Raw genomic sequence first — 19,280 nt, 5'->3', positions numbered from 1 at the left:
GAGGAAATCCCCCCTCAGTGGTGCGAATGGAGCGCCTGGAGCATATACCGAATGTGACTTCCATATGTTCATACCGTGTGCTTGGTGTGGCCGGACGAGGTCGTGGCCGACCGGGTCCGGTGCGCGGCCGGACCGCCGCCTCGATCCGTGTCAGGAGCTGAAGGGGTAGTCGGTGTAGCCGGTCTCCCCGCCCACGTACATCAGGTACTTGTCCCGGACCGGATTGACCGGAGCACCGGTGCGGAGGCGTTCGACCAGGTCGGGGTTGGCCAGGAAGGGGCGGCCGAGGGCGATGAGGTCGGCGTCGGCCGCCAGCAGTCGTTCGGCCGCGCGCCTGCCGCCGTCGGCGGGGATCTGGTCGGCCGGCAGCACCGGGTTGGCGATGAGCGTGCCCGGCCACCGCTTGCGGATGTCCTGGTAGACGATGGAGTCGGGGTCGGCCCACACCACGTGGAGATAGGCGAGCCCGCGGTCCGCCAGTGAGGAGACGAGCGCCCGGTACAGCGCGCCCGTCTCCTCACCCTCGTCGATGCCGTTGACGGTGTTCCCCGGGGAGATGCGCAGACCGGATGATCGGTGACCTGCAACGGTCCCGGGCGGCGCTGGACGATGTGATCGACGCTGCCGCGACAACCGGCGCGGATACGTGAGTGCCCTCGGAACCCGGTGACTTCTGGCAGGCCTGGCACCCCGCTCGCCCCGCTCGTCGGTCCACGTCGACACGGAGGTGTCAGGACGTCCCGCCGGGTGGCCGGAAACGGTCGGTAGCCGCCAACACGGCCTGGGTCGTGGCGTCCCCCGACAATCCGTGTCCCTCCTCGCCGATCAGTACGAGCTCCGCGTCCGGCCACACCTGGGCCAGCCGCCACGCGACGTCCGGGGGCCCGCTGATGTCCATCCGGCCGTGGACCATCACGCCGGGGATGCCGGCGAGTCTCCCGGCGTCGCGCAGGAGGGCCCCGTCCTCCAGGAAGCCGGCGTGCCGCCAGTAGTGCGTGACGAGGCGGGCGAAGCGCATCCGGAAACGCGGGTCCTCGAAGCGGGGATCGGGCCGGTGTCCCCGGTGGGTGGACACGTGCACGTCCTCCCACCGGCACCACTCCCGCGCCGCTCGCTCCCGTACGGCCGGATCCGGGTCGGCGAGCATCCGGGCGTACGCCTCCACCAGGCTGCCGTGGCGCTCCCGCTCCGGTGCGGTGTCGCGGAACCGCGCCCATTCCTCGGGGAAGATCCGCCCCATGTCCCGGGTGACCCACTCGACCTCGCGGCGGGTGGTGTGGGTGACACTGAACAGCACCAGCTCGGTCACGCGCCCGGGGTGCTGCTGGGCGTAGGCCAGTGCGAGGGTCACGCCCCAGGAGCCGCCGAGCACCAGCCACCCCTCGATGCCGAGGTGCTCGCGCAGCAGTTCGATGTCGGAGATCAGGTGCGGTGTGGTGTTGGCGGCGAGCGAGGTGTGCGGATCGGCGGCGTCGGGCGTGCTCCGCCCGCACCCGCGCTGGTCGAGGAGCACGACGCGGTACGCGGCGGGGTCGAACAGCCGGCGCCAGAACGGGCCCGCGCCGGACCCCGGTCCGCCGTGCAGGACGAGGGCGGGCTTGCCCGCGGGATTCCCGCAGGCCTCCCAGTACACGCGGTTGCCGTCGCCGACGTCCAGCAGGCCGTCCTCGTACGGCTCGACGAGGGGGTGGAGCTCGGTCATGGGAGACGGACCCTTCGAGATCTGACAGTGCTGTTAGATTAACGTCATGAGGAACCATCCGGACCCGGTCGCCGTGGGGACCCTGCTCCGCCACGTCCTCGAACTGCTCGACGGCGACGTGGCCCGGGTCTACGAGGAGCAGGGCCTCGCCGACTACCGGCCCCGCTACTCCCCGGTCGTACGGGCTCTGCTGGCCGAAGGCCCGCTCCCGGTCCGTGACCTGGCCGCGGCAGTCGGTGTCACGCACTCGGCCGCAAGCCAGACGGCGGCCCAGATGGCCCGCGCGGGCCTGGTCACCCACACCCCCGACCCGCGAGACGCCCGCCGCCGTCTGATCCGGCTCACGCCGAAGGCCCACGCCCTGCTGCCCCGGATCGAGGCGGAGTGGGACGCGACGGCGGCAGCCATGGCGGAGCTGGACACGGAACTCTCGATGCCACTGGCGGAGCTGCTGACGGAGGTCGCGGACGCGCTGCGCCGGAATCCGTTCCGGGCACGGATCGCGGCGGCGTACCGGCCCTGACCACTGGACGGCCTGCCCTGGGACCGCGTGCGCCGGATGCCGCGGGTGCCGAGGCGCGCTGGTTCTCGCCGCTTTCATGGCGGGGCCGGGCCTTCGTGGCCTCGGCGGGCCGGGGGTGTGCGGGCGAAGTGTCGCCCGTGGGCGGTGCGGGCGCCAGCGAGGGGACGGGGAAGACCGCCGCCTGAACCCCACATCACCCGTTCGGGCCATTTCGGTTCACCCTCGCAGGGTGAAGGGGCGTTCACTCGTAGGGAGGTACGAGGCCCACCAGGGGTTCACCGCCTCGCATTCCGACGCTCAGCAGGAGACAGCACCCTACGCCTCGGCGAAGGAGTCGTTCATGGACGTGAGGCTCAAGCTGACCGTTTCCGCCGCGCTGAGCTGCGCGCCGACCGCCCCGACCGCCACGGTCGGGAACGTCGCCTCCGCGGCAGCCTTCCCACGGCACGGCCGCCGCGGTGACGGCGCGTGGAGGGGGCCCGGTCACCGTCACGTGGCCGCCGGCGGATCCTGCTGATCACCGGCCTCCCCCTAGGGAGCCGGTCCCGTGCGCGCGTGTCGCAGCGCCGTCGGCCCCGCAGAGGTGCGCCGACCGGGGAAAACCGGCCCATCGCGTTCCTGTCCGGCAGAGTGAAAGGTTCCGTCCCATGCCCGTTCTGTGCCGTCCCGCCGTCAACGTCCCCGAGCACATCATCACCGCGGAGCAGACCCTCGCCCTGGCGGAGCGTCAGCACGCCGGCCACGATCAACTCGCCCTCGTGCTCCGGCTCATCCGCAACACCGGGGTCAGCAAGCGCCACATCATCCAGCCCATCGAGGAGACCCTGCGCCACCCCGGTTTCGAAGAACGCAACCACATCTACGAGGTGCAGGCCAAACAGCGGGTGCCCGACGTCGTGCGGCGCGCCCTGGACCACGCCGAGCTGGAGCCGGACGAGATCGACGCCATCATCTACGTCTCCTGCACCGGCTTCATGATGCCGTCGCTGACCGCCTGGCTCATCAACCGCATGGGCTTCCGTCCGGACACCCGGCAACTGCCCATCGCCCAACTGGGCTGTGCGGCCGGCGGCGCGGCGATCAACCGGGCCCACGACTTCTGCGTCGCCCACCCCGGCAAGAACGTCCTCATCGTGTCCTGCGAGTTCTGCTCGCTGTGCTACCAGCCGACCGACCTGGACGTCGGATCGCTGCTGTCCGACGGGCTGTTCGGCGACGCGGTCGCGGCGGCGGTCGTACGCGGCCACGGCGGCCGGGGGCTGGACCTGGAGCGCAACGCGTCCTACCTGATCCCCCACACCGAGAAGTGGATCTCCTACGCCGTCAAGCCGACCGGGTTCCACTTCCGGCTGGACAAGCGCGTACCGACCACCATGGAGCCCCTCGCCCCGGTGCTGCGCGATCTCGCCGCCGCACACGGCTGGGACGCCTCACGCCTCGGCTTCTACATCATCCACGCGGGCGGCCCCCGCATCCTCGACGACCTGTGCCGTTTCCTGGACGTCGAACCGCAGGCCTTCCGCCACAGCAGGGCCACGCTCACCGAGTACGGGAACATCGCCAGCGCCGTCGTCCTGGACGCCCTCGGCCGCCTGTTCGAGGAAGGCGGAGCCCCGGACGGAGCGCCCGGCATCATCGCCGGCTTCGGCCCCGGCATCACCGCGGAGATGGCCGTGGGCCGGTGGGTCGACGCACCGGTGCCGGACCTCGCGACCCGCTACGCGACCGGGCGGCGGACCGCCGCGATGCCGGCGGCCCGGCGCGTCGGGCCGAGGGCCCCGCAGACGGCCGGCCGCTGGCCCGTGCCCCAGGCCTGACGTGGCGTCGGCGGTGATCCGCGCGCCGTCGCCCTTCCGGCCGGGCGGCCGGTACGGGGGCGCTGAGGCCGGTGGATCACCGTAGAAGCGGCCCGTCCGCGTGGCGTACTCACCGACGACGCCACGCGGGCGGGCCGCTGTCCGCTGTCCGCTGTCCGCGGAGCGGCCGGCCCGTGCCGCCGTCCGGCCCGGCGGTATCGGCCCCGGCTCCGGCCCGTGTTCCGCCCTAACCGCCGGGTGCCCGGTCGGCGCGCATCCGGCCCGTGGGGGGCGGGCCGCCGGGCAGGAGGTCGGCCCGCGGTGCGGGAAGGCCGTACAGGGCGTACAGGCGGCGGCGTACCGGCTCGGCCGGGTACTGGTCGCCGTAGACGGCGGTCTTGAAGACCACGCCCTCCAGGACGCTGCGCAGCAGCACCTCCTCGACCGCCGGGTCCTCGGCCCCGCGGGCGGCGAACAGCGCGCGCAGTCCGTCCTCCAGGGCCACCACCCGTTCCTCCTTGCGGGACTCGGCCGCCGCGAACAGGGGATGCGTCGCCGGGTTGATCACCAGACTCAGCGTGATCCGCTGGACGGGCACCGTGGCGACCGCCAGGGCCATGACCCCGTCGATGATCGCGGCCAGCCGCTCGTCGGGCGTGCCGGTCACCTCCACCAGCGCGGAGACCCCGTCCAGGTAGCGGTCGAGCAGCTCGTCCACCAGGTTCTGCTTGCCGGGGAAGTAGTACGTGAGCAGACCGCGGGAGACGCCGGCCCGCGTGGTGATCTCCGAGATGGTGGCGTCGTGGTACCCCTTCTCGGCGAAGACCTCCAGGGCCGCCGCGAGGATCCTCTCCCGCGACTGCGCCCGCAGTTCCTCGTTGGCCTCCGCCGACCGTGGCGACACGTGCCACCCCACTCCCGCTCGTTCCTGGTCCCGCGCCGGGCTGGTCCACCCCGGCACGACCATTGTCGCCGTCCCGCCCCGGAACCCCGTCACCGGTCCGGACCCCGGCCCCCGTGACCTGCGCGCACGGCCGTACGGCCGGTGGCCCGCCGACCGGGGCGGGACGGTTGAACTACGCCTTCGGGCAGGGCACTTGGGATTGGGTGTTTTGGTTGGCTAGCTGTACAGTCAACGCGGGTTCAGCCACCTCGCGGTCAGCGCGGGCCGTGCTGCCCACGGCTGCCCGGTGCCGTACGGGTGTCGGCACAGGGCTGCCGTCTTTCGGTTCACGAGGAGGAGTGCACACAGTGGTGAGCAAGGAACAGCTCAAGGCGGAGATCCACGCGGCCTTCGACGCCGCCGTGCCCGACGGTGCGGGCTACACCAAGGTCTACGCCTCGGACATGAAGGAGCGGAACTTCATCGTCTACCGCAGCACCACGGTCTACAACTACGCCGTGGGCTTCAGACCGGGCAGCACCGAACTCGTCATAGTCCCGGTCGACGAGGACAACGGCCGGGTCTCGGCGGGCACGCCGGTCGTCATCACCGACGCGAACCGCGGTGCCGTGAAGAAGCGCGACCTCCAGGGCCGTTTCCACATCTCGACGACGGACGGCCAGAAGTTCCGCCTGTCCGTCATCCCGTCGGTGCCGAAGATCACGGCCGGCTTCTACCAGCTGCCGGTGGACCAGAAGGCCGAGTACGACGCCTTCCAGGAGGTCAAGAACCTCATCTGCGCCTGACGGCGGGTGCCCTCACCGGGCGCACGCCTCGGGCCGGCGGGACGTCGGCCGGGGCGGGGTCACAGGACCTCCCCGGTCCGGTCGCAGGGCTGGTGGACGTGGTGTCCGGTGAGGAGGGCACGGACGGCCGCTACCTGGCCGGGCGTCGAGCGGTCGGGGTGCCACAGCCGTACGCGGGTGATGGCCGCGGCGTCCGCGGTGCGGCCGTCGAGCGTGAGGGAGCCGGCCCGGTGGGGAAGGCCCGCTGTCCAGGTGCCCTCGTCCGCTTCGTACTCCCAGACCAGGGAGCGGACGAGGATGCCGGTGAGGGGGTGGTCGAGGCAGTAGCGGGCCCATTCGGCGTGCGGCCACAGGCGGTTCTCGTCCCTCAGCGCGTACAGGCGGCGGCGCTCGGCGCTCAGGGTCTCCTCGATACCGCGCGCCAACCGCCTGGTGCCGTCGACGTTGTGGGACAGGCACCTGGTCTTGAAACCGAGGTGCCGGCCTGCCCGAGGTGCAGGACGAGTGCGGTCAACTCCGGTGACGGACGGGTCACACGGTCCCGGATCCGTTCGGCCCAGCCGTTGCCGGGCTCCAGCAGGTCTTCCACGCGTTCGGCCATGCCGTGATCTTCGCAGGAGGCACTGACAGTCGGTCCTCGACCGTGCGCGGCACCGGCGAATGCGCTCGGCCGGGAATGGTTGCAGTGATGCGCAGTGACATCCGTCACGTGGCGTTCTCGTATCAACGTTGCCCGGTAGTACATGGAGCGTGGGCGACATAGGCGGATGTGGACTACTGAAACAGACATTCGGCGCACTGGGTGCGGCGCCGGAGATCTGATCCGGATGCTGCGGGCCGCCCGCTCGACAGGGGCGGCCTGCTGGCGGGGTGTCAGGCCGCGTCGCCGTTGCGGTGAAGGTGGGCCAGCACACCCGCGCGCTGGATTCAAGGGGGTCGGGCGACTACGAAGGAAGGTAGTGGCGACCTTCGTTGCCGCTCGCTCACACAGGTTCAACAATGACGGCCCCAGGCGGCGTCACCGCAGGTCAGGCACAGCGTCCAGGCAGTGCCGAGCCTGCCGGGGGCGCCTGGAGACGACCGAGCGAGGGACCGTATGAGCAAGCACCGCAGGACGACGCGCCACCGCCACATAGCCATCGCTGCCGTCGCACTCAGCGCGTTGGCAGTACCGACCGCCGCCATGGCGTGTCTGGACGACCAGAGCGCCGAGGCCACCGAGAGCGCCGCGTCCTCCGGGCAGTGGACGAACGGGACGAACGCGTCCTGGAACCAGCGGTGGACGTCCGACGATCCGACCGCACAGCCGTCGGCTTCCGCGTCCGCTTCCGAGGCGGCCACCGCGCCGGCCTCGACGACGGCCGCCGACCCCGCCGCGACCGCCACCGCGTCCGCGAACACCTCCGACGCGGCGGCCACGGCGTCCGACGCGGTGACGCGCGTCGTGGCCCTCGTCAACAGCGAGCGCAGCAAGGCCGGCTGCTCCGCGCTCACCCTGAACGCGAAGCTCACGAAGGCCGCCCAGGACCACAGCGCGGACATGGCGCTCCACAGCAACATGTCGCACACGGGCTCCGACGGCTCCGACCCCGCGGAGCGCCTCACACGCGCCGGCTACAGCTGGAGCTCCTACGGCGAGAACGTCGCCTACGGATACTCCAGCCCCGAAGAGGTCATGGCGGGCTGGATGTCCAGCCCCGGTCACAAGCGCAACATCCTGAACTGCGATTTCAAGGAGATCGGTGTCGGACTCGCGCAGCCCGGCAACTATTGGACGCAGGACTTCGGTTCGGCCCGCTGACCGCTCGGCGCGCTGACGGCTCGGCCCGCTGACCGCTCGTGGGTGACCGTCTGTCCGTGACCGCCCGTGCGTGCCGCCTCGTCACCGCTGCCCGTCGCTGTCGGCTCCCGCCATGCGGGACAGGAACAGCGAGAGCCCCGACTGCATGCTGGCGTAGTCGGCGCTCGGACCGGCCGGGATCTTGAACACATGGTCGCGTACCGGTTCGAGCAGCTGGTCCAGGGAGCGCTTGGCGGCGCGGATCGCGGCGGGAGGATGCTCCGTGATCGCCGCGAGCAGGCGGTCGGTGGCGGTGCGCAGTTCCGCCGAGGGCACGCTGAGCGTGGCCAGCCCCATGCCGACCGCCTCCGCACCGCCCACCAGACGTCCGGTGTAGAGCAGGTCCCGCGCCCGGGCCGGACCGGTCAGCAGTGCCAGCCGCGCCGCGAAGGCAGGGGGCACCAGGATGCCCCAGCGCGCGATGGGCATGCCGATGCGCGCCTCGTCCGCGACGACACGCAGGTCGCACGCACAGGCCAGTTGGCAGCCGGCGCCGACGGCCGCCCCGGACACCCGCGCGATGGCGGGCACGGGCAGGCGCTCCACGGCGCGCAGGGCCTCCTCCATGGCGGCGAAGGCGTCGTCGATCCGCTCCGGATCGGCGCCGAGCCACTCGCGCATGTCGGATCCGGCGCTGAAGGTCGCCGTCCCGCCCCCGGTGACCACCACCGCGCCGAGGGAAGGGTCCTGGGAGAGGCCGTCGAGGAGTTCGGTGAGGGCCCGCCAGTCGCCGACGCCCAGCGCGTTGGCACGCCGGCCGTTGCCCACCCTGATGGTCGCCACGGGCCCTTCGCGCCGCAGGCCGATGCTCGCGGTGCCGGTCATCGGACGGCCCCGGCGGCGCGCAGCGCGGCGATCTCGGCAGGGGCGTATCCGTTCTCGGCGAGCACGTCGTCGGTGTGCTGGCCCAGCAGCGGCGCGGCGGTCCGCAGGCGGACCGGGGTGTCACTGAGCTTGAGGGGTGAGCCGACCGTGCGCAGCCGGCCGAGGGTGGGGTGGTCCAGCTCGGTGACCATCGAGCGGGCCTCCGCCTGCGGGCCGGCCAGTGCCTCGGCGACGGTGGCGATCGGTGCGCAGGGCACGCCCGCCGCCTCCAGCAGCTTGGCCCACTCCTCCCGGCCGCGCTGCCGGAGAGCGGCCTCGAGCAGCGGGACGAGCTGGTCCCGGTTGCGGACCCGGTCGGGGTTCGTGGCGAACCGCGGGTCGTCGGTCAGGTCGGCGCACCCCACCGTCTCGGCGAACAGCCGCCACAGCTTGTCGTTGCCCGCGGCCACCATGAGGTGTCCGTCGGCGGTGGGCAGCGCCTGGTAGGGCACGATCGTGGGGTGGGCCGAGCCGTGCGGGCGGGGCGCTTGCCCGGTGGCGAACCAGCCCTGGGCGACGTAGGTGAGCCAGGAGAGCTGCCCGTCCAGCAGCGAGACGTCCACGAGCTGTCCCTGCCCGGTGTGCCGACGCGCCTGGAGCGCCGCGAGGATGCCGATGACGGCCCACATGCCCGCGCCGATGTCCGCGGTCGCCACACCCGGCCGGACCGGCGGCTGTCCCGGCTCACCGGTGATGCTCATCATGCCGCTCTGCGCCTGGGCGATGGCGTCGTAGCCGGGCCGCGACGCCCACGGCCCGGTCTGGCCGTAGCCGGAGATCGACGCGTACACCAGGCGTGGGTTGCGCGCGGCCAGTTCCCGGTAGCCGAGGCCGAGGCGTTCGGCGGTGCCGGGGCGGAAGTTCTCGACCAGTACGTCCGCCCGGTCGGCCAGACGGCGTGCCACCGCCAGGCCTTCGGGGGACTTGAGGTCCAGGGCGATGCCGCGCTTGTTCCGGTTGGCGGAGAGGAAGTAGGCGGCCTGGTCGCCCTGGAAGGGCGGACCCCACTGGCGGGTGTCGTCTCCGGTCCGGGTGTTCTCGACCTTGATCACTTCGGCTCCGAGGTCGGCCAGGACCATGGTGGCCAGCGGACCCGACAGGATGCGCGACAGGTCGAGCACCCGGATGCCGCGCAGTGCGCCGGACCCCGTCGTGCCGTCGCGGTCGTCGTGCGGTGACACGTCGCCGTCGGGCTGCGACATGTCGTCGTAGCGCCGGACCGCGCCGTCGTCGTGCCGGACCGTGCCGTCGTGGTGCCGGACCGTGCCGTCGTGGTGCCGGACCGTGTCGTCGTGGTGCCGGACCACGCCGTCGTCGTGCCGGGTCATGCCGTCGTCGTGCCGCGTCAGGTCGTTGTCGTGCGAGGGGGCGGAGGAGGACATGGTGGAGGAGCCCTTCGTGCGCGTGCTGGTGATGCGGTACGTGCCGTGCGGAGCCGGGGAGAGCCGGCGGACGGTCAGTGGGCGGGCAGCGGCTGGGACGCGGCCAGGCGGTCGACGAAACCGGCGGCGAGTTCCGCCGCCCGGCCGGCGGCGCCGGTGCCGTAGACGTGGAAGTCGGGACGGATGAGGACCACGTCGGCCGCCAGGTCGTCGAGCCAGGAGGCGTAGGTGCCGTCCACGTCCTCCACCACGCTCACATCGGCGTTCCCGACGCCGTGGAGGGCGACGCGGCTGACGCCGAGCCGGTCCAGGCGGCGGTGCAGGTCCTGGGGGAGCGCGGTGAGCGACGCGGCGTGACGCGCGACGACGGCCGCCGGCCCGTCGAAGGCGTCGTCGAACAGCACCGGGGCTCCGGAGCCCCGCCGGACACGGCCCTGGCGGGCGAGCGAACCCCCGGCCGGGCCCTCGTGCAGGCCGGGGCCCAGTCCGGGGCGGGGCGGCGCCGGCGGTTTCATGCCCAAGTTCCAGTCGGCGGTCATACGGGCGTCCCGTGCCGCGGCCGCCTCCGGGTCGGTGAGGCAGATGATCCTGCCGAGCTCCATGGAGAACTCCACGAACGCCCGGGCGTGCCGGAGGCGTTCGGATCCGTAGGTGTCGAGGATCCGTTCGCCGGCCAGGCCGCGCAGGACGGCGTCGAGCTTCCAGCCGAGGTTCATCGCGTCGCGGGCGCCCGCGCCGAGTCCCTGCCCGGCGAAGGGCGGCATCAGATGGGCGGCGTCCCCGGCGAGCAGGACGCGGCCGGCCCGCCATTCGGTGGCCCAGCAGGCCTGGAAGGTGTAGACGGAGTGCCGTTCGAGCTCAGCCGTGGCCGGGGTCAGGCCGTACGGCGCCAGCAGCTTCCAGGCGGTCTCGGCGCTGTTGAGCGACTCCCTGCTCTCCTCGGGCAGCCGCATGAACTCCCAGCGGCGGCGTCCGGGGCCGCCCGGCACCATCGTCGAGGGCCGGCGGGCGTCGCAGCTCTGCGCCGCGATGTGGGGGAAGCGCAGCTCGGGGCGGGGTTTCACGTCGACGACCAGCCAGTCGTAGAAGTAGCCCTCGTCGTGCCAGTCGAGGCCGGCCCACCGGCGCACCCTGCTGTTGGCGCCGTCCGCGCCCACCAGCCACGCCGACCGCACCGATCGTTCCGTGCCCGAGGCGTCGCCGCGCACCGTGAGCGTGACGGCGTCGGCGTCCTGGTCCAGGGCGACGGCTTCCCAGCCGCGGCGCACGGTGACGTTCGGCATCCGGGCGATGAGGGTGTCGAACGCGTCCTCCAGCGACGGCTGGTGGAAGAAGTAGGTGTTGTACCAGCCGGATTCGCCGCGCCCGCTCCAGTCCACCTCGACCAGGGTCCGGCCCTCGCCGTCGCGCCAGACGTACATGTCGTCGTAGGGCTGGGTGATGGCGGGAACGGTGTCGGGCGACAGGCCCACGGACTGGAGGATGCGGGCGAAGTCCGAGCAGTGGGTCACCGCGCGGGGCAGTGGATAGCCGGCGGTGTTGCGGTCGACGACGAGGACCTGGTGGCCGCGCCGGCCCAGGTGGATGGCGAGCAGCTTCCCCACGGGGCCGAAACCGACGATCGTGACGTCGACGGCCGGAGGGAACGCGTCTTCTTCGACAGCGTGCACTGCGGTCTCCGTTCTGTGGCGCGTCCGGGACGGACGGCGGCGGCTGCGGGAGTGAGCCGGCTGCGGAGCCGGGAACACCGCCGGGACGGTGGCCTTCTGCGCGGGGCCGCGGTTGCGGCTGTGGCAGGGGCGGGCGGACACGAGGTGTGGGCAGAGCGCGGCTCGACTTCCGCCGTACGCCCCGGAAGGGGCGGTGCGGCGGGGGACCGGTTCCCGGTGCGGCTCCGGAATCCGTCTGCGTCCCGCGGAAGACGCTACGGAAGCAGCCCGGGGGCGTGTCCTGCTTCTGTCCCGGATTCCGGGACAGAAGCAGGACGCGCGTACGCCCCGCTCCCCAGCATGTCGGCACCTTGGAGCGCCCACGGCGCCCGAACATCTGGAGAGCCGCATGCATGTCCCCGCATCAACCGGATCCCAGGCATCAACCGGATCACCCCAGGCATCAACCGGATCACCCCAGGCATCAACCGGATCACCCCAGGCACCGGCCGGATCCCGGGCATCCACCGGATCCCCGTCCGAGGCGGAGACCCGATCGCACCCCGCGGTCGTGGCGCTCTGCATGATCATCACGGTGATCGAGGGCTTCAACCTCATCGTCTTCGGTTCCGTCGTCCCGCTGCTGCTCAAGGACGCGTCCCTGGACATCACCGACTCGCAGACCGGCCTGGTCGGCGGACTGGTGTACATCGGCGCGATCGCCGGTTCCCTGCTGGCACCGGTGATCGCCGAACGGGCCGGCCGCAAGCACGTCCTGGTCCTCGCCATCGCCCTGTTCGCGGTCGGGGCGACCCTGACCGCCGCCTCCGTCGGGGTGGCGACGCTGGCGGCGGCCCGCTTCCTCACCGGCGTCGGGGTGGGCTGCGCGCTGACCACGGCGATGACCCTCGCCCGCAACAACGCGGCCGCGCGGCGCGCCTCGCTGGTCGTCACCATCACCATGGCGGGCATTCCGCTGGGCGGGGTCGCGGCGTCGCTGCTGGCCGTCCCGGTCCTGCCGGCGCTCGGCTGGCGGCCGATGTTCCTGATCGGCGCCGGCGCCGCGCTGGTGATCCTGCTGGCCGTCGTGCGCACGCCGATCCCCGCGGACACCCCGCAGGAACGCGCGGCACGGCGGTGGACCGGGCGGCAGAAGACGGCGGCGCTGTTCACCGGGCGCGGCACGGCCGTGGCGCTCGTGGTCGCCCTCTGCGCCATCGCCAACATGGTGGCGTGGCAGGGCCTGAACGTGTGGGCCGCGGAGGCGATGACGGACCTCGGGTACTCGCTGCGGGCGGCCCTGCTGTTCACGTTCACGCTCACCGGCGCCGCCGTGGCGGGCTCCTTCGCCGGCGCGTGGGCGGCGGACCGGTACGGGGCGGCCCGGCTGTCGGTGGTCACCGGCGCCTGTACGGTGCTCGGTCTGGGCGGGGCGCTGGTGCTGCCGGTGTCGGTCGCCACCACCACGCTGTGCGTGGCCCTCATGGGGATCGGCGGTCACACCACCATGAACCTCGTGCACACGACCGCCGCCGACATCTACCCCCTGCCCGTCCGCGCCGCCGCCCTCGGGTGGTCCAACGGAACCTCCTGCATCGGCGCCTTCCTCGGCCCGACACTGGGCGGCACGGCGATCGCCGCGGGCGGCGCGCGGGGCGTGTTCGGGACGTTCGGGGCCGCCGCCGCGGTCTGTCTCGTCGCGGTGTTCCTGCTGTACCGCACCGACCGGGCGGTCAGCCCCGGAGACTTCCGCACGCCGGAGACCCTCCACGCCGGTGGTGCGGGCCCGGCGTCACCGGAGAGCGTGTGACGGCACGGCGGGGAGGCCGGGGGTGCGCACCGCACCCCCGGCCTCATGGCCGTACGGCCCACGCGGGGCGTCCGGGATCAGGTCACCTTGCACTGCCGCAGGGCGAGGCGGGTGTCCACGAGCGGATTGAGCCGCCGCAGACTCTCCACGGCCAGCGGCGCCTTGGCCCGGAAACGATGGGTGGGCATGACGACGGCGACGGCCTGAAGGGCTCCGGTGGGCCCGGTCATGCCCGTGGCGAGGGCGCAGATCCCCACGTCGTGTTCCTCCAGGTCGACCGCCACGCCCGACCTGCGCACGGTGGCCAGGGCGTCCAGCACGGCGTCGCGGTCGGTCACCGTGTGGTCGGTGAACCGCTTCAGCCGCTCGGGCAGGACCTGGACCACCCGGGTGTCGGGGAGCTGCGCGAGCAGGGCCATGCCGATGCAACTGGCGTGCAGGGAGAAGCTCTTGCCGACCTGGGTGACGCCCCTGAGGCGTTCCGGGGACGCGATCTGGTCGACGACCACCACCTCCCGTCCGCTGAAGACGGCCAGTTCGGCGTTCTCCCCGACCTCCCGCGCCACCGACGCCAGCTGGGTGCGGTTGGCGGCCAGCAGCCCCAGGTGCGCGTTCATGCCGAACTTGAGCAGACCGGGGCCCAAGATGTAACCGGGGCGCTCCGGCGCGGCCACGACGTACAGCTCGTGCTCCAGCGCCTGGATCGCCCGGTGCACCGCCGAGCGGGGGATCCCGGTCCGGGTGGACAGGTCCGTCAGGGTGAGCGGCCACCGGCTCTCGGCGATCGCGTCGAGCACGGTGGTCGCCCGGCCGATGTCCGTCACCCGCCGTCCTCCGTCCACGTCCGGGTGACGGTCAGGGACCGCACCGTCCAGTCCGCCTCCGCCACGAGCAGGGAGTACGCGCCGAGCGTGTGCACCCTGGGCGACGGATCCAGCAGCCACCTCGTGTAGTGGGCCCGCGCCTCCCACGTTCCCGTGCCGTCCGGGCCCGGCAGCACCACGAGGTTGGAGACGTCGTGCCGGTGACCGCCGGGGAAGTTCCACAGCCGGCTGAAGAACGCCTCGGCGCCGGCGGGGGTGTCGAAGCCGTCCGAGGGGAACCGGACCCGCGCCCCGCCCAGGACGCGGACCGCGGCGTCGACGTCCTTGCGGTCCGCGGCCTCGGTGTAGGTGTGCAGGACGTTGGCGATCTCGTGCCGTGCGGTCGCGGCCGCCGCCCGTGTCCCGGTCACCGGTGCTCCCCCCGCTGCCACTGCCGGACCCAGGCCCGGCCGTAGTCGTTGCCGTGCGGCGTCCGCAGCACGGTGTGGACGTGGAACGGCTGGGGGGAGTCGTAGTCGAGGAACACGCCGCAGTGGTGGTCCAGTTCGGCGATGATCACCGGTGACTGGACGCGGTAGTAGAACACGTCGTCGGGGCCGTGGCCGCCGATCCAGCAGAACCACGTCTCGTCCAGGTGGGCGCGCACCTCCCGGAGCCGGGCGGCGCGCGGACCGGCCGGCAGGGGGCGCACGAACTCCTCCACGACGGCCATGACCGCCTCCCGCGCCCGAGGGGGCAGGTCGGGCACCCGTACGCCCTCGAAGGGGATGACCCGGTTGTCCTGGAAGGCGCCGGCGAGATGCCGTTCGTCGCCGGGGTGCACCCGGCCCTCGGGCATCGCCGGGTCGACCATGTGCGCGTATACGGTGGCGGCTTTCCGCTGCCGCGGGTCGAGGGCGGCCATGACCTGCCGGCCGAGCGTGATCCGTTCGGTGAAGGCGGTGGTCCCGGCGTGCGGGCCGGCGTCGATCTCGTTGGGCTCCGCGCCGAGGAAGACCGGCCCGAGCGTCATGCGTCCGTCCACGACGAGGCAGTTGACGGCGCAGTGGTGGCCGTACAACTGCCAGCCCCACGCGCCGCGCGGGTCGGGCTCGCCGTACAGGGCGATGTTGTAGCTGAACTCGTTGAGGATGCCTTCCAGGCCGACGACCTCCCCGAGGAAGCCGTTGATCCGCATCATCGTGCGGACCTCGTCGTACCCTTCCGGGCTGAGGGACGCCTCGACGAGGGCGAGCGCCGCGCGGCGCACCTCGGGCGGCTGGAACTCCAGGCGCAGCCCGGTGTCGAACTGCATGAACTCGGGATTGGCCCAGGTCTGCCACTCCACGGCGTCCACCGGATGGCAGATCCTGGCCCGGCCCTCCTCGTCCAGCGTGCCGAGCAGTTCCCGCGCTGCGGCGACCATGGCGGCGGTGGGCGCTTCCTCACCCGGGCTCGCCGGGACGAGGGGATGGACGTCCCGGCGCAGGGTGCCGTCCTCGGTGACGCCCACGAAGTCGTTGCGGTACAGCGGTGTCCAGCCGCGGATCAGTTCACCCGTGAACGTGCCCTCGGCCCGGGCGGTCTCACGGTAGGTGTAGGCGTCCACGCCCTTGAGGTCGGCGATGCGCGGGTGGTCCGGGGGGTAGAGGTACCTGCGGAATGCGGCGGATGACATGAGGCGTCCCTCTCATGCGGTGGTGCTCGGCTCCGGCTGACGTGCGGTGTGCGGTGTGTGCGATGTGCGATGTGCGATGTGCGATGTGCGATGTGCGGTGAGTGGTGTGTGTGCGGTGCGTGTGCGGTGGTGATCGGACCGGTACGGGCCCGACTGCCTACGTGGTGGTGTTGTGCCGGGCCACGGCGGCGCGTACGGCGGCTTCGTCGCCCGCGGCGATGGCCTCGACGAGGTCCGCGTGCACCTCGCACCGCTCGGCCCGGTAGCGCCCCGACGCCTCCGCGTCGTCGTCGAACCGGGACGAGGCGGAGCTGAGGTGCCCCAGGGTCCCCGCGTACACGGCCGCGGCCATGCGGTTGGGGCAGATCCGGGCGATGCGTTCGTGCAGCGCCCAGTTGGCCCGCATGAACGCGTCCCAGTCCGGTGCGGCACGCAGCCGCTCCACGTGCTCGCGCAGTTCGGCGACGTCCGTCCCGGTGCGGCAGCGGGCGGCGCCCACGTCGACGAGCACTTCCAGGTGGTCGCGCAGTTCGATGGCGTCGGCGACGGTGGCCGGCTCGTCCTGGACGTCGAGCAGCGTGTGCCGCAGGCGCACCACCGGCCCGCGGTCGGCGACGAAGAGTCCGCCGCCCCGCCCGGGACGGATGTCCAGGACCCCGCGGTCCCGCAGCACCCGCACCGCCTCGCTGACCGTTGAGTAGGCGTAGCCGGTCTCCTCCCGCAGGGACTCCAGCGTCCCCACGGGGTCGCCGGCCCGCAGGCCGAGGGACCTGATGCGGTCGTCGAGGGCGGCGGCCAGTTGCTCGGCGCGGGTGCGCCCGGGGGAGGCGGCGCCGAGGCCGGAGAGCACCGCGCCGCCCGGCGTCGAGCGCCGCGGTCGCATGTCTTGTCCGTCGGCTGGTTCCTGAGGCATAGTCGCCATCGAAGCACAAACCTCCGAACCTTTAAAGGGTTTTGAGGTTTCCTCGGGACGTGACGGACTGGGAGCTGCGCATGCGCATAGTGGGTATCCGGCGGCAGGGAGAAACCGGGACGGAGGTGGCCGGACTCTCGCCCGACGGACGCGAGATCACGGTGCTGGCCCCGCTGGAGGAGTTCTGGGCGGACCCGTCCGGGCACCTCGCCCGCGGTGGCGGGGGGCCCGCGCTCGCGGCGTCCTCGGTGACGTTCGTCCCTCCGGTACGGCCGGACGCCCGGGTCATCTGCGTCGGCCTGAACTACCTCAAGCACGTCGCCGAGGGAACCTTCCGCGACCAGGAACTGCCGCCGCACCCGACGCTGTTCGCCCGCTGGACCCAGTCACTCACCGTCGACGGCGCCGAGGTGCCCGTACCGGCCGGCGAGGACGGGCTGGACTGGGAGGGCGAGGTCGTCGCGTGGATCGGCGCCCCGCTCGTGGACGCCACTCCCGAGGAGGCACTGGCCGCCGTCGTCGGCTACTCCACCTTCAACGACCTCACCTCGCGGCGGGCCCAGAAGCTCACCTCCCAGTGGATCCTCGGCAAGAACGGCGACCGCTCCGGCCCGCTCGGCCCCATGGTCCCGGCGGCGGACGTGGGGGACCTGCGGGACGGACTGCGCGTCGTGACCCGGGTCAACGGCGAGGTCGTGCAGGACGGCCGCACCGACGAGATGGTGTACGGCGTCGGCGACACCCTCGCCCACATCTCCCGTACGTTCACGCTGCGCCCCGGCGATCTGCTGGCCACCGGAACCCCCTCCGGTGTGGGCTACGCCCGGACGCCACCGTGGCTGCTGGGACCGGGCGACGTCGTGGAGGTGGAGGTGGAACGCCTCGGCCGGCTGCGCAACACCGTGGTCTCCAACGAGGCCCGCCGCTCGGCCGTACGTGCCTCCCGCGCTCCGGCACACTGAGCCGCGCGGCGGGCGGCGCGCGGCGCGACCGCCGTCCCGACCCCGGAGCACCTGTTCGCCGTCCCGGCCCCCGGAGCGCCTGTTCGCCGTTCCGGCCCCCGGAGCGCCTGTCCGCCGTCCCGGCCTGCGGAGCGCCTGTCCGCCGTCCCGGCCTCCGGAGCGCCTGTCCGCCGTCCCGGTTCTCGGGGCGCCTGTCCGCCGCCCGCCCCGTGCGGCATCTCGGCACCAGCACCACATCGGCGACACCCACCTCCCGAAGGGGAACCGCCCGTGCAAGCAACCCCGACGGCGCCGTCAGGTCCCCGTGACCACGCGCCCGCCATGCTGCCGTTCCTCGTACTCACCGCTCTGATCGCCCTGTTCGAGGGCTACGACCTGTCGGTCTACGGCGCCACCGTGCCGTCGCTGCTGGCGGCACCGGACTGGCACCTGTCCAAGGGAGAGGCCGGCGACATCGGCTCCCTGGCGGCGCTCGGCATGCTCATCGGCGCCGGCGTCGCCGGGGCGACCGGCCGCCGCGTCGGACCCCGCCGGCTCCTGCTGAGCGGCCTGTCCTTCTTCTCCCTGTGCATGCTCGCCTCCGGCGCGGCCGGCGGGCCCGGCACCTTCGCCGCCTCCCGCCTGCTCGCCGGCATCGGGCTCGGCGTCGTCCTGCCCACCCTCACGGCCGTGGTCGCCGAGATGTCCCCCGCCGGGCAGCGCGCCCGCAACATCGGCATCGTCATGGCCGCCTCGAGCCTGGGCTCGCTGGGCGCGCCGCTGCTCGGCGCCTGGCTGCTGCCCGACGTCTCCTTCCGCGTCCTGTACTTCGTGGGCGCGGCCGCGCTGATCACCGTGGTCCCCTGGGCCCTGGCACGGCTGCCGGAGAGCCCCCTGCACCTGCTGCGCACCGGCCGCGGCGACCAGGCGGCGCGCGTCACCGCACGGTTCGGCCTGCCCGAGGCGCAGCTTCCCGCCCAGGCCCCGAGGGACCGCCTGCTGGGGCTGGGCCTGCTGCTGACGCGCCGGCTGGCCGCCACGACCGTGCTGTTCTGGCTGATGGCGTTCTGCGGGCTGCTGCTGACCTTCGGTTTCAGCACCTGGCTGCCCACGATCATGCAGACCGGCGGGTTCTCCACCGGCACCGCGCTCACCCTGACCTGTCTGTCCTGGGTCGGAGCGAGTGTCGGCCTGGTGCCCGGCGGCCTCCTGGCGGACCGCCTCGGTCCCCGCCGCGTCGTGGCGGGCGCCTTCCTGGCCGGCGGCGCCGGCCTCCTCGTGATCAGCCGGGGCCCGGCCATGTGGCTGCTGTACCTGTGCCTGCTGGTGTGCGGCCTGGGACTGCTCGGCGTCCAGGCCCTCGTCAACGCCTACCTCATCGACCGCATGCCGGCCGATCTGCGCACACCGGCGATGGGCTGGGCGCTGTCCGTCGGCAGGCTCGGCGCCATCGTCGGCCCCTCCCTCGGCGGCCGCCTCCTCGACTCCGGGCTCGGCCTGGAATGGAACTTCTACGTCTTCGCCGCCGTCGGGGCCCTGGGCGCGCTGGCCGCCCTCTGCGTCCCGCACCGGCACACCGCACATCCGCAGCCCCTGTCGCACACCGCACCCGCGCTCACGCTCCGCCCCGACTCGGCGGCCTGACCCGCCCGGCCCGCCCCGAAGGCACCCGGCCGGCCCCCCTCGCGAT

The 19,280-nt window shown here is 72.9% G+C and carries 17 protein-coding genes and 1 pseudogene; 7 read left to right on the top strand and 11 right to left on the bottom strand.

The features are described 5' to 3' along the window. Positions 1 to 150 precede the first annotated feature (150 nt). Together ACFYWQ_RS22655 and pip are read right to left on the bottom strand one after the other, a co-directional pair. Positions 151 to 582: pseudogene (locus ACFYWQ_RS22655) on the bottom strand (alkene reductase); the annotation flags it as partial. A gap of 148 nt (positions 583 to 730) precedes the next feature. Then, the gene (gene pip, locus ACFYWQ_RS22650) at positions 731 to 1,702 is read right to left on the bottom strand and encodes a prolyl aminopeptidase (RefSeq protein ID WP_389518670.1); all 972 of its coding nucleotides are present in this window, start codon (positions 1,700 to 1,702) and stop codon (positions 731 to 733) included. 46 nt (positions 1,703 to 1,748) lie between these two features. On the opposite strand from pip, the gene ACFYWQ_RS22645 reads away from it, so the two are divergent. Beyond that, entirely contained in the window at positions 1,749 to 2,225 is a 477-nt protein-coding gene (locus ACFYWQ_RS22645) for a MarR family winged helix-turn-helix transcriptional regulator (protein ID WP_389518669.1), read from the top strand. A 647-nt stretch (positions 2,226 to 2,872) separates the two neighbouring features. Further along, positions 2,873 to 4,042, top strand: a complete 1,170-nt coding sequence (locus ACFYWQ_RS22640) for a type III polyketide synthase (protein ID WP_389518668.1) — start codon at positions 2,873 to 2,875, stop codon at positions 4,040 to 4,042. Positions 4,043 to 4,268: 226 nt separating this feature from the next. Here ACFYWQ_RS22640 and ACFYWQ_RS22635 read toward each other — a convergent pair whose 3' ends face one another. After that, entirely contained in the window at positions 4,269 to 4,925 is a 657-nt protein-coding gene (locus ACFYWQ_RS22635; RefSeq protein WP_389518667.1) for a TetR/AcrR family transcriptional regulator, read from the bottom strand. Between the two features lie 350 nt (positions 4,926 to 5,275). Between ACFYWQ_RS22635 and ACFYWQ_RS22630 the strand changes: the two genes are divergently transcribed. Beyond that, positions 5,276 to 5,710: a hypothetical protein gene (locus ACFYWQ_RS22630; protein WP_389518666.1), complete on the top strand. Its 435-nt coding sequence runs from the start codon at positions 5,276 to 5,278 to the stop codon at positions 5,708 to 5,710. 59 nt (positions 5,711 to 5,769) lie between these two features. Here the strand turns inward: ACFYWQ_RS22630 and ACFYWQ_RS22625 are convergent, their stop codons facing one another. After that, positions 5,770 to 6,135 (bottom strand): DUF4132 domain-containing protein, encoded by a 366-nt coding sequence (locus ACFYWQ_RS22625; protein WP_389518665.1) that lies wholly within the window; start codon positions 6,133 to 6,135, stop codon positions 5,770 to 5,772. Positions 6,136 to 6,806: 671 nt separating this feature from the next. On the opposite strand from ACFYWQ_RS22625, the gene ACFYWQ_RS22620 reads away from it, so the two are divergent. Continuing rightward, positions 6,807 to 7,511, top strand: a complete 705-nt coding sequence (locus ACFYWQ_RS22620; protein WP_389518664.1) for a CAP domain-containing protein — start codon at positions 6,807 to 6,809, stop codon at positions 7,509 to 7,511. Positions 7,512 to 7,592: 81 nt separating this feature from the next. On the opposite strand, the gene ACFYWQ_RS22615 is transcribed toward ACFYWQ_RS22620, so the two are convergent. The 3 genes from ACFYWQ_RS22615 to ACFYWQ_RS22605 form a co-directional block, all read right to left on the bottom strand. Beyond that, positions 7,593 to 8,375 (bottom strand): enoyl-CoA hydratase/isomerase family protein, encoded by a 783-nt coding sequence (locus ACFYWQ_RS22615; protein ID WP_389518663.1) that lies wholly within the window; start codon positions 8,373 to 8,375, stop codon positions 7,593 to 7,595. Then, the gene (locus ACFYWQ_RS22610; RefSeq protein ID WP_389518662.1) at positions 8,372 to 9,796 is read right to left on the bottom strand and encodes a CaiB/BaiF CoA transferase family protein; all 1,425 of its coding nucleotides are present in this window, start codon (positions 9,794 to 9,796) and stop codon (positions 8,372 to 8,374) included. The genes ACFYWQ_RS22615 and ACFYWQ_RS22610 overlap by 4 nt, the downstream gene beginning before the upstream one ends. 74 nt (positions 9,797 to 9,870) lie before the next feature. Continuing rightward, positions 9,871 to 11,466, bottom strand: a complete 1,596-nt coding sequence (locus ACFYWQ_RS22605) for a bifunctional 3-(3-hydroxy-phenyl)propionate/3-hydroxycinnamic acid hydroxylase (RefSeq protein WP_389518661.1) — start codon at positions 11,464 to 11,466, stop codon at positions 9,871 to 9,873. Between the two features lie 562 nt (positions 11,467 to 12,028). Here ACFYWQ_RS22605 and ACFYWQ_RS22600 point away from each other — a divergent pair. After that, positions 12,029 to 13,255: an MFS transporter gene (locus tag ACFYWQ_RS22600; protein WP_389518660.1), complete on the top strand. Its 1,227-nt coding sequence runs from the start codon at positions 12,029 to 12,031 to the stop codon at positions 13,253 to 13,255. 77 nt (positions 13,256 to 13,332) lie between these two features. On the opposite strand, the gene ACFYWQ_RS22595 is transcribed toward ACFYWQ_RS22600, so the two are convergent. The 4 genes from ACFYWQ_RS22595 to ACFYWQ_RS22580 all read right to left on the bottom strand — a co-directional run bounded on the left by ACFYWQ_RS22595 (position 13,333) and on the right by ACFYWQ_RS22580 (position 16,619). Beyond that, on the bottom strand, positions 13,333 to 14,079 hold the full coding sequence (locus ACFYWQ_RS22595; RefSeq protein ID WP_389518659.1) for an IclR family transcriptional regulator: 747 nt from the start codon (positions 14,077 to 14,079) through the stop codon (positions 13,333 to 13,335). After that, positions 14,076 to 14,489: a nuclear transport factor 2 family protein gene (locus tag ACFYWQ_RS22590; RefSeq protein WP_389518658.1), complete on the bottom strand. Its 414-nt coding sequence runs from the start codon at positions 14,487 to 14,489 to the stop codon at positions 14,076 to 14,078. The genes ACFYWQ_RS22595 and ACFYWQ_RS22590 overlap by 4 nt, the downstream gene beginning before the upstream one ends. Then, positions 14,486 to 15,736 carry a DUF3500 domain-containing protein gene (locus ACFYWQ_RS22585; protein WP_389518657.1) on the bottom strand — a complete coding sequence of 417 codons (1,251 nt, stop codon included), beginning with the start codon at positions 15,734 to 15,736 and terminating at the stop codon, positions 14,486 to 14,488. The genes ACFYWQ_RS22590 and ACFYWQ_RS22585 overlap by 4 nt, the downstream gene beginning before the upstream one ends. A 157-nt stretch (positions 15,737 to 15,893) precedes the next feature. Continuing rightward, positions 15,894 to 16,619: a FadR/GntR family transcriptional regulator gene (locus tag ACFYWQ_RS22580; protein WP_389518656.1), complete on the bottom strand. Its 726-nt coding sequence runs from the start codon at positions 16,617 to 16,619 to the stop codon at positions 15,894 to 15,896. A gap of 89 nt (positions 16,620 to 16,708) precedes the next feature. Here ACFYWQ_RS22580 and ACFYWQ_RS22575 point away from each other — a divergent pair, with 89 nt between their 5' ends. Both ACFYWQ_RS22575 and ACFYWQ_RS22570 read left to right on the top strand, forming a co-directional pair. After that, positions 16,709 to 17,611 carry a fumarylacetoacetate hydrolase family protein gene (locus tag ACFYWQ_RS22575; protein ID WP_389518655.1) on the top strand — a complete coding sequence of 301 codons (903 nt, stop codon included), beginning with the start codon at positions 16,709 to 16,711 and terminating at the stop codon, positions 17,609 to 17,611. Between the two features lie 270 nt (positions 17,612 to 17,881). Then, positions 17,882 to 19,234: an MFS transporter gene (locus ACFYWQ_RS22570; RefSeq protein WP_389518654.1), complete on the top strand. Its 1,353-nt coding sequence runs from the start codon at positions 17,882 to 17,884 to the stop codon at positions 19,232 to 19,234. Positions 19,235 to 19,280: the final 46 nt, after the last annotated feature.

It is taken from the genome of Streptomyces sp. NPDC003247 (assembly GCF_042888135.1).
Taxonomy (GTDB): domain Bacteria; phylum Actinomycetota; class Actinomycetes; order Streptomycetales; family Streptomycetaceae; genus Streptomyces.
The sequence above is the reverse complement of the archived record's forward strand: the minus strand, read 5'-3'. Positions and strand labels throughout refer to the sequence as shown.

Excerpts from the sequence above, each read along its gene's own strand:
- pip (WP_389518670.1), bottom strand. The coding sequence starts at position 1,702 with ATGACCGAGCTCCACCCCCTCGTCGAGCCGTACGAGGACGGCCTGCTG.
- ACFYWQ_RS22645 (WP_389518669.1), top strand. The coding sequence starts at position 1,749 with ATGAGGAACCATCCGGACCCGGTCGCCGTGGGGACCCTGCTCCGCCAC.
- ACFYWQ_RS22640 (WP_389518668.1), top strand. The coding sequence starts at position 2,873 with ATGCCCGTTCTGTGCCGTCCCGCCGTCAACGTCCCCGAGCACATCATC.
- ACFYWQ_RS22620 (WP_389518664.1), top strand. The coding sequence starts at position 6,807 with ATGAGCAAGCACCGCAGGACGACGCGCCACCGCCACATAGCCATCGCT.
- ACFYWQ_RS22615 (WP_389518663.1), bottom strand. The coding sequence starts at position 8,375 with ATGACCGGCACCGCGAGCATCGGCCTGCGGCGCGAAGGGCCCGTGGCG.
- ACFYWQ_RS22610 (WP_389518662.1), bottom strand. The coding sequence starts at position 9,796 with ATGTCCTCCTCCGCCCCCTCGCACGACAACGACCTGACGCGGCACGAC.
- ACFYWQ_RS22600 (WP_389518660.1), top strand. The coding sequence starts at position 12,029 with ATGATCATCACGGTGATCGAGGGCTTCAACCTCATCGTCTTCGGTTCC.
- ACFYWQ_RS22585 (WP_389518657.1), bottom strand. The coding sequence starts at position 15,736 with ATGTCATCCGCCGCATTCCGCAGGTACCTCTACCCCCCGGACCACCCG.
- ACFYWQ_RS22580 (WP_389518656.1), bottom strand. The coding sequence starts at position 16,619 with ATGCGACCGCGGCGCTCGACGCCGGGCGGCGCGGTGCTCTCCGGCCTC.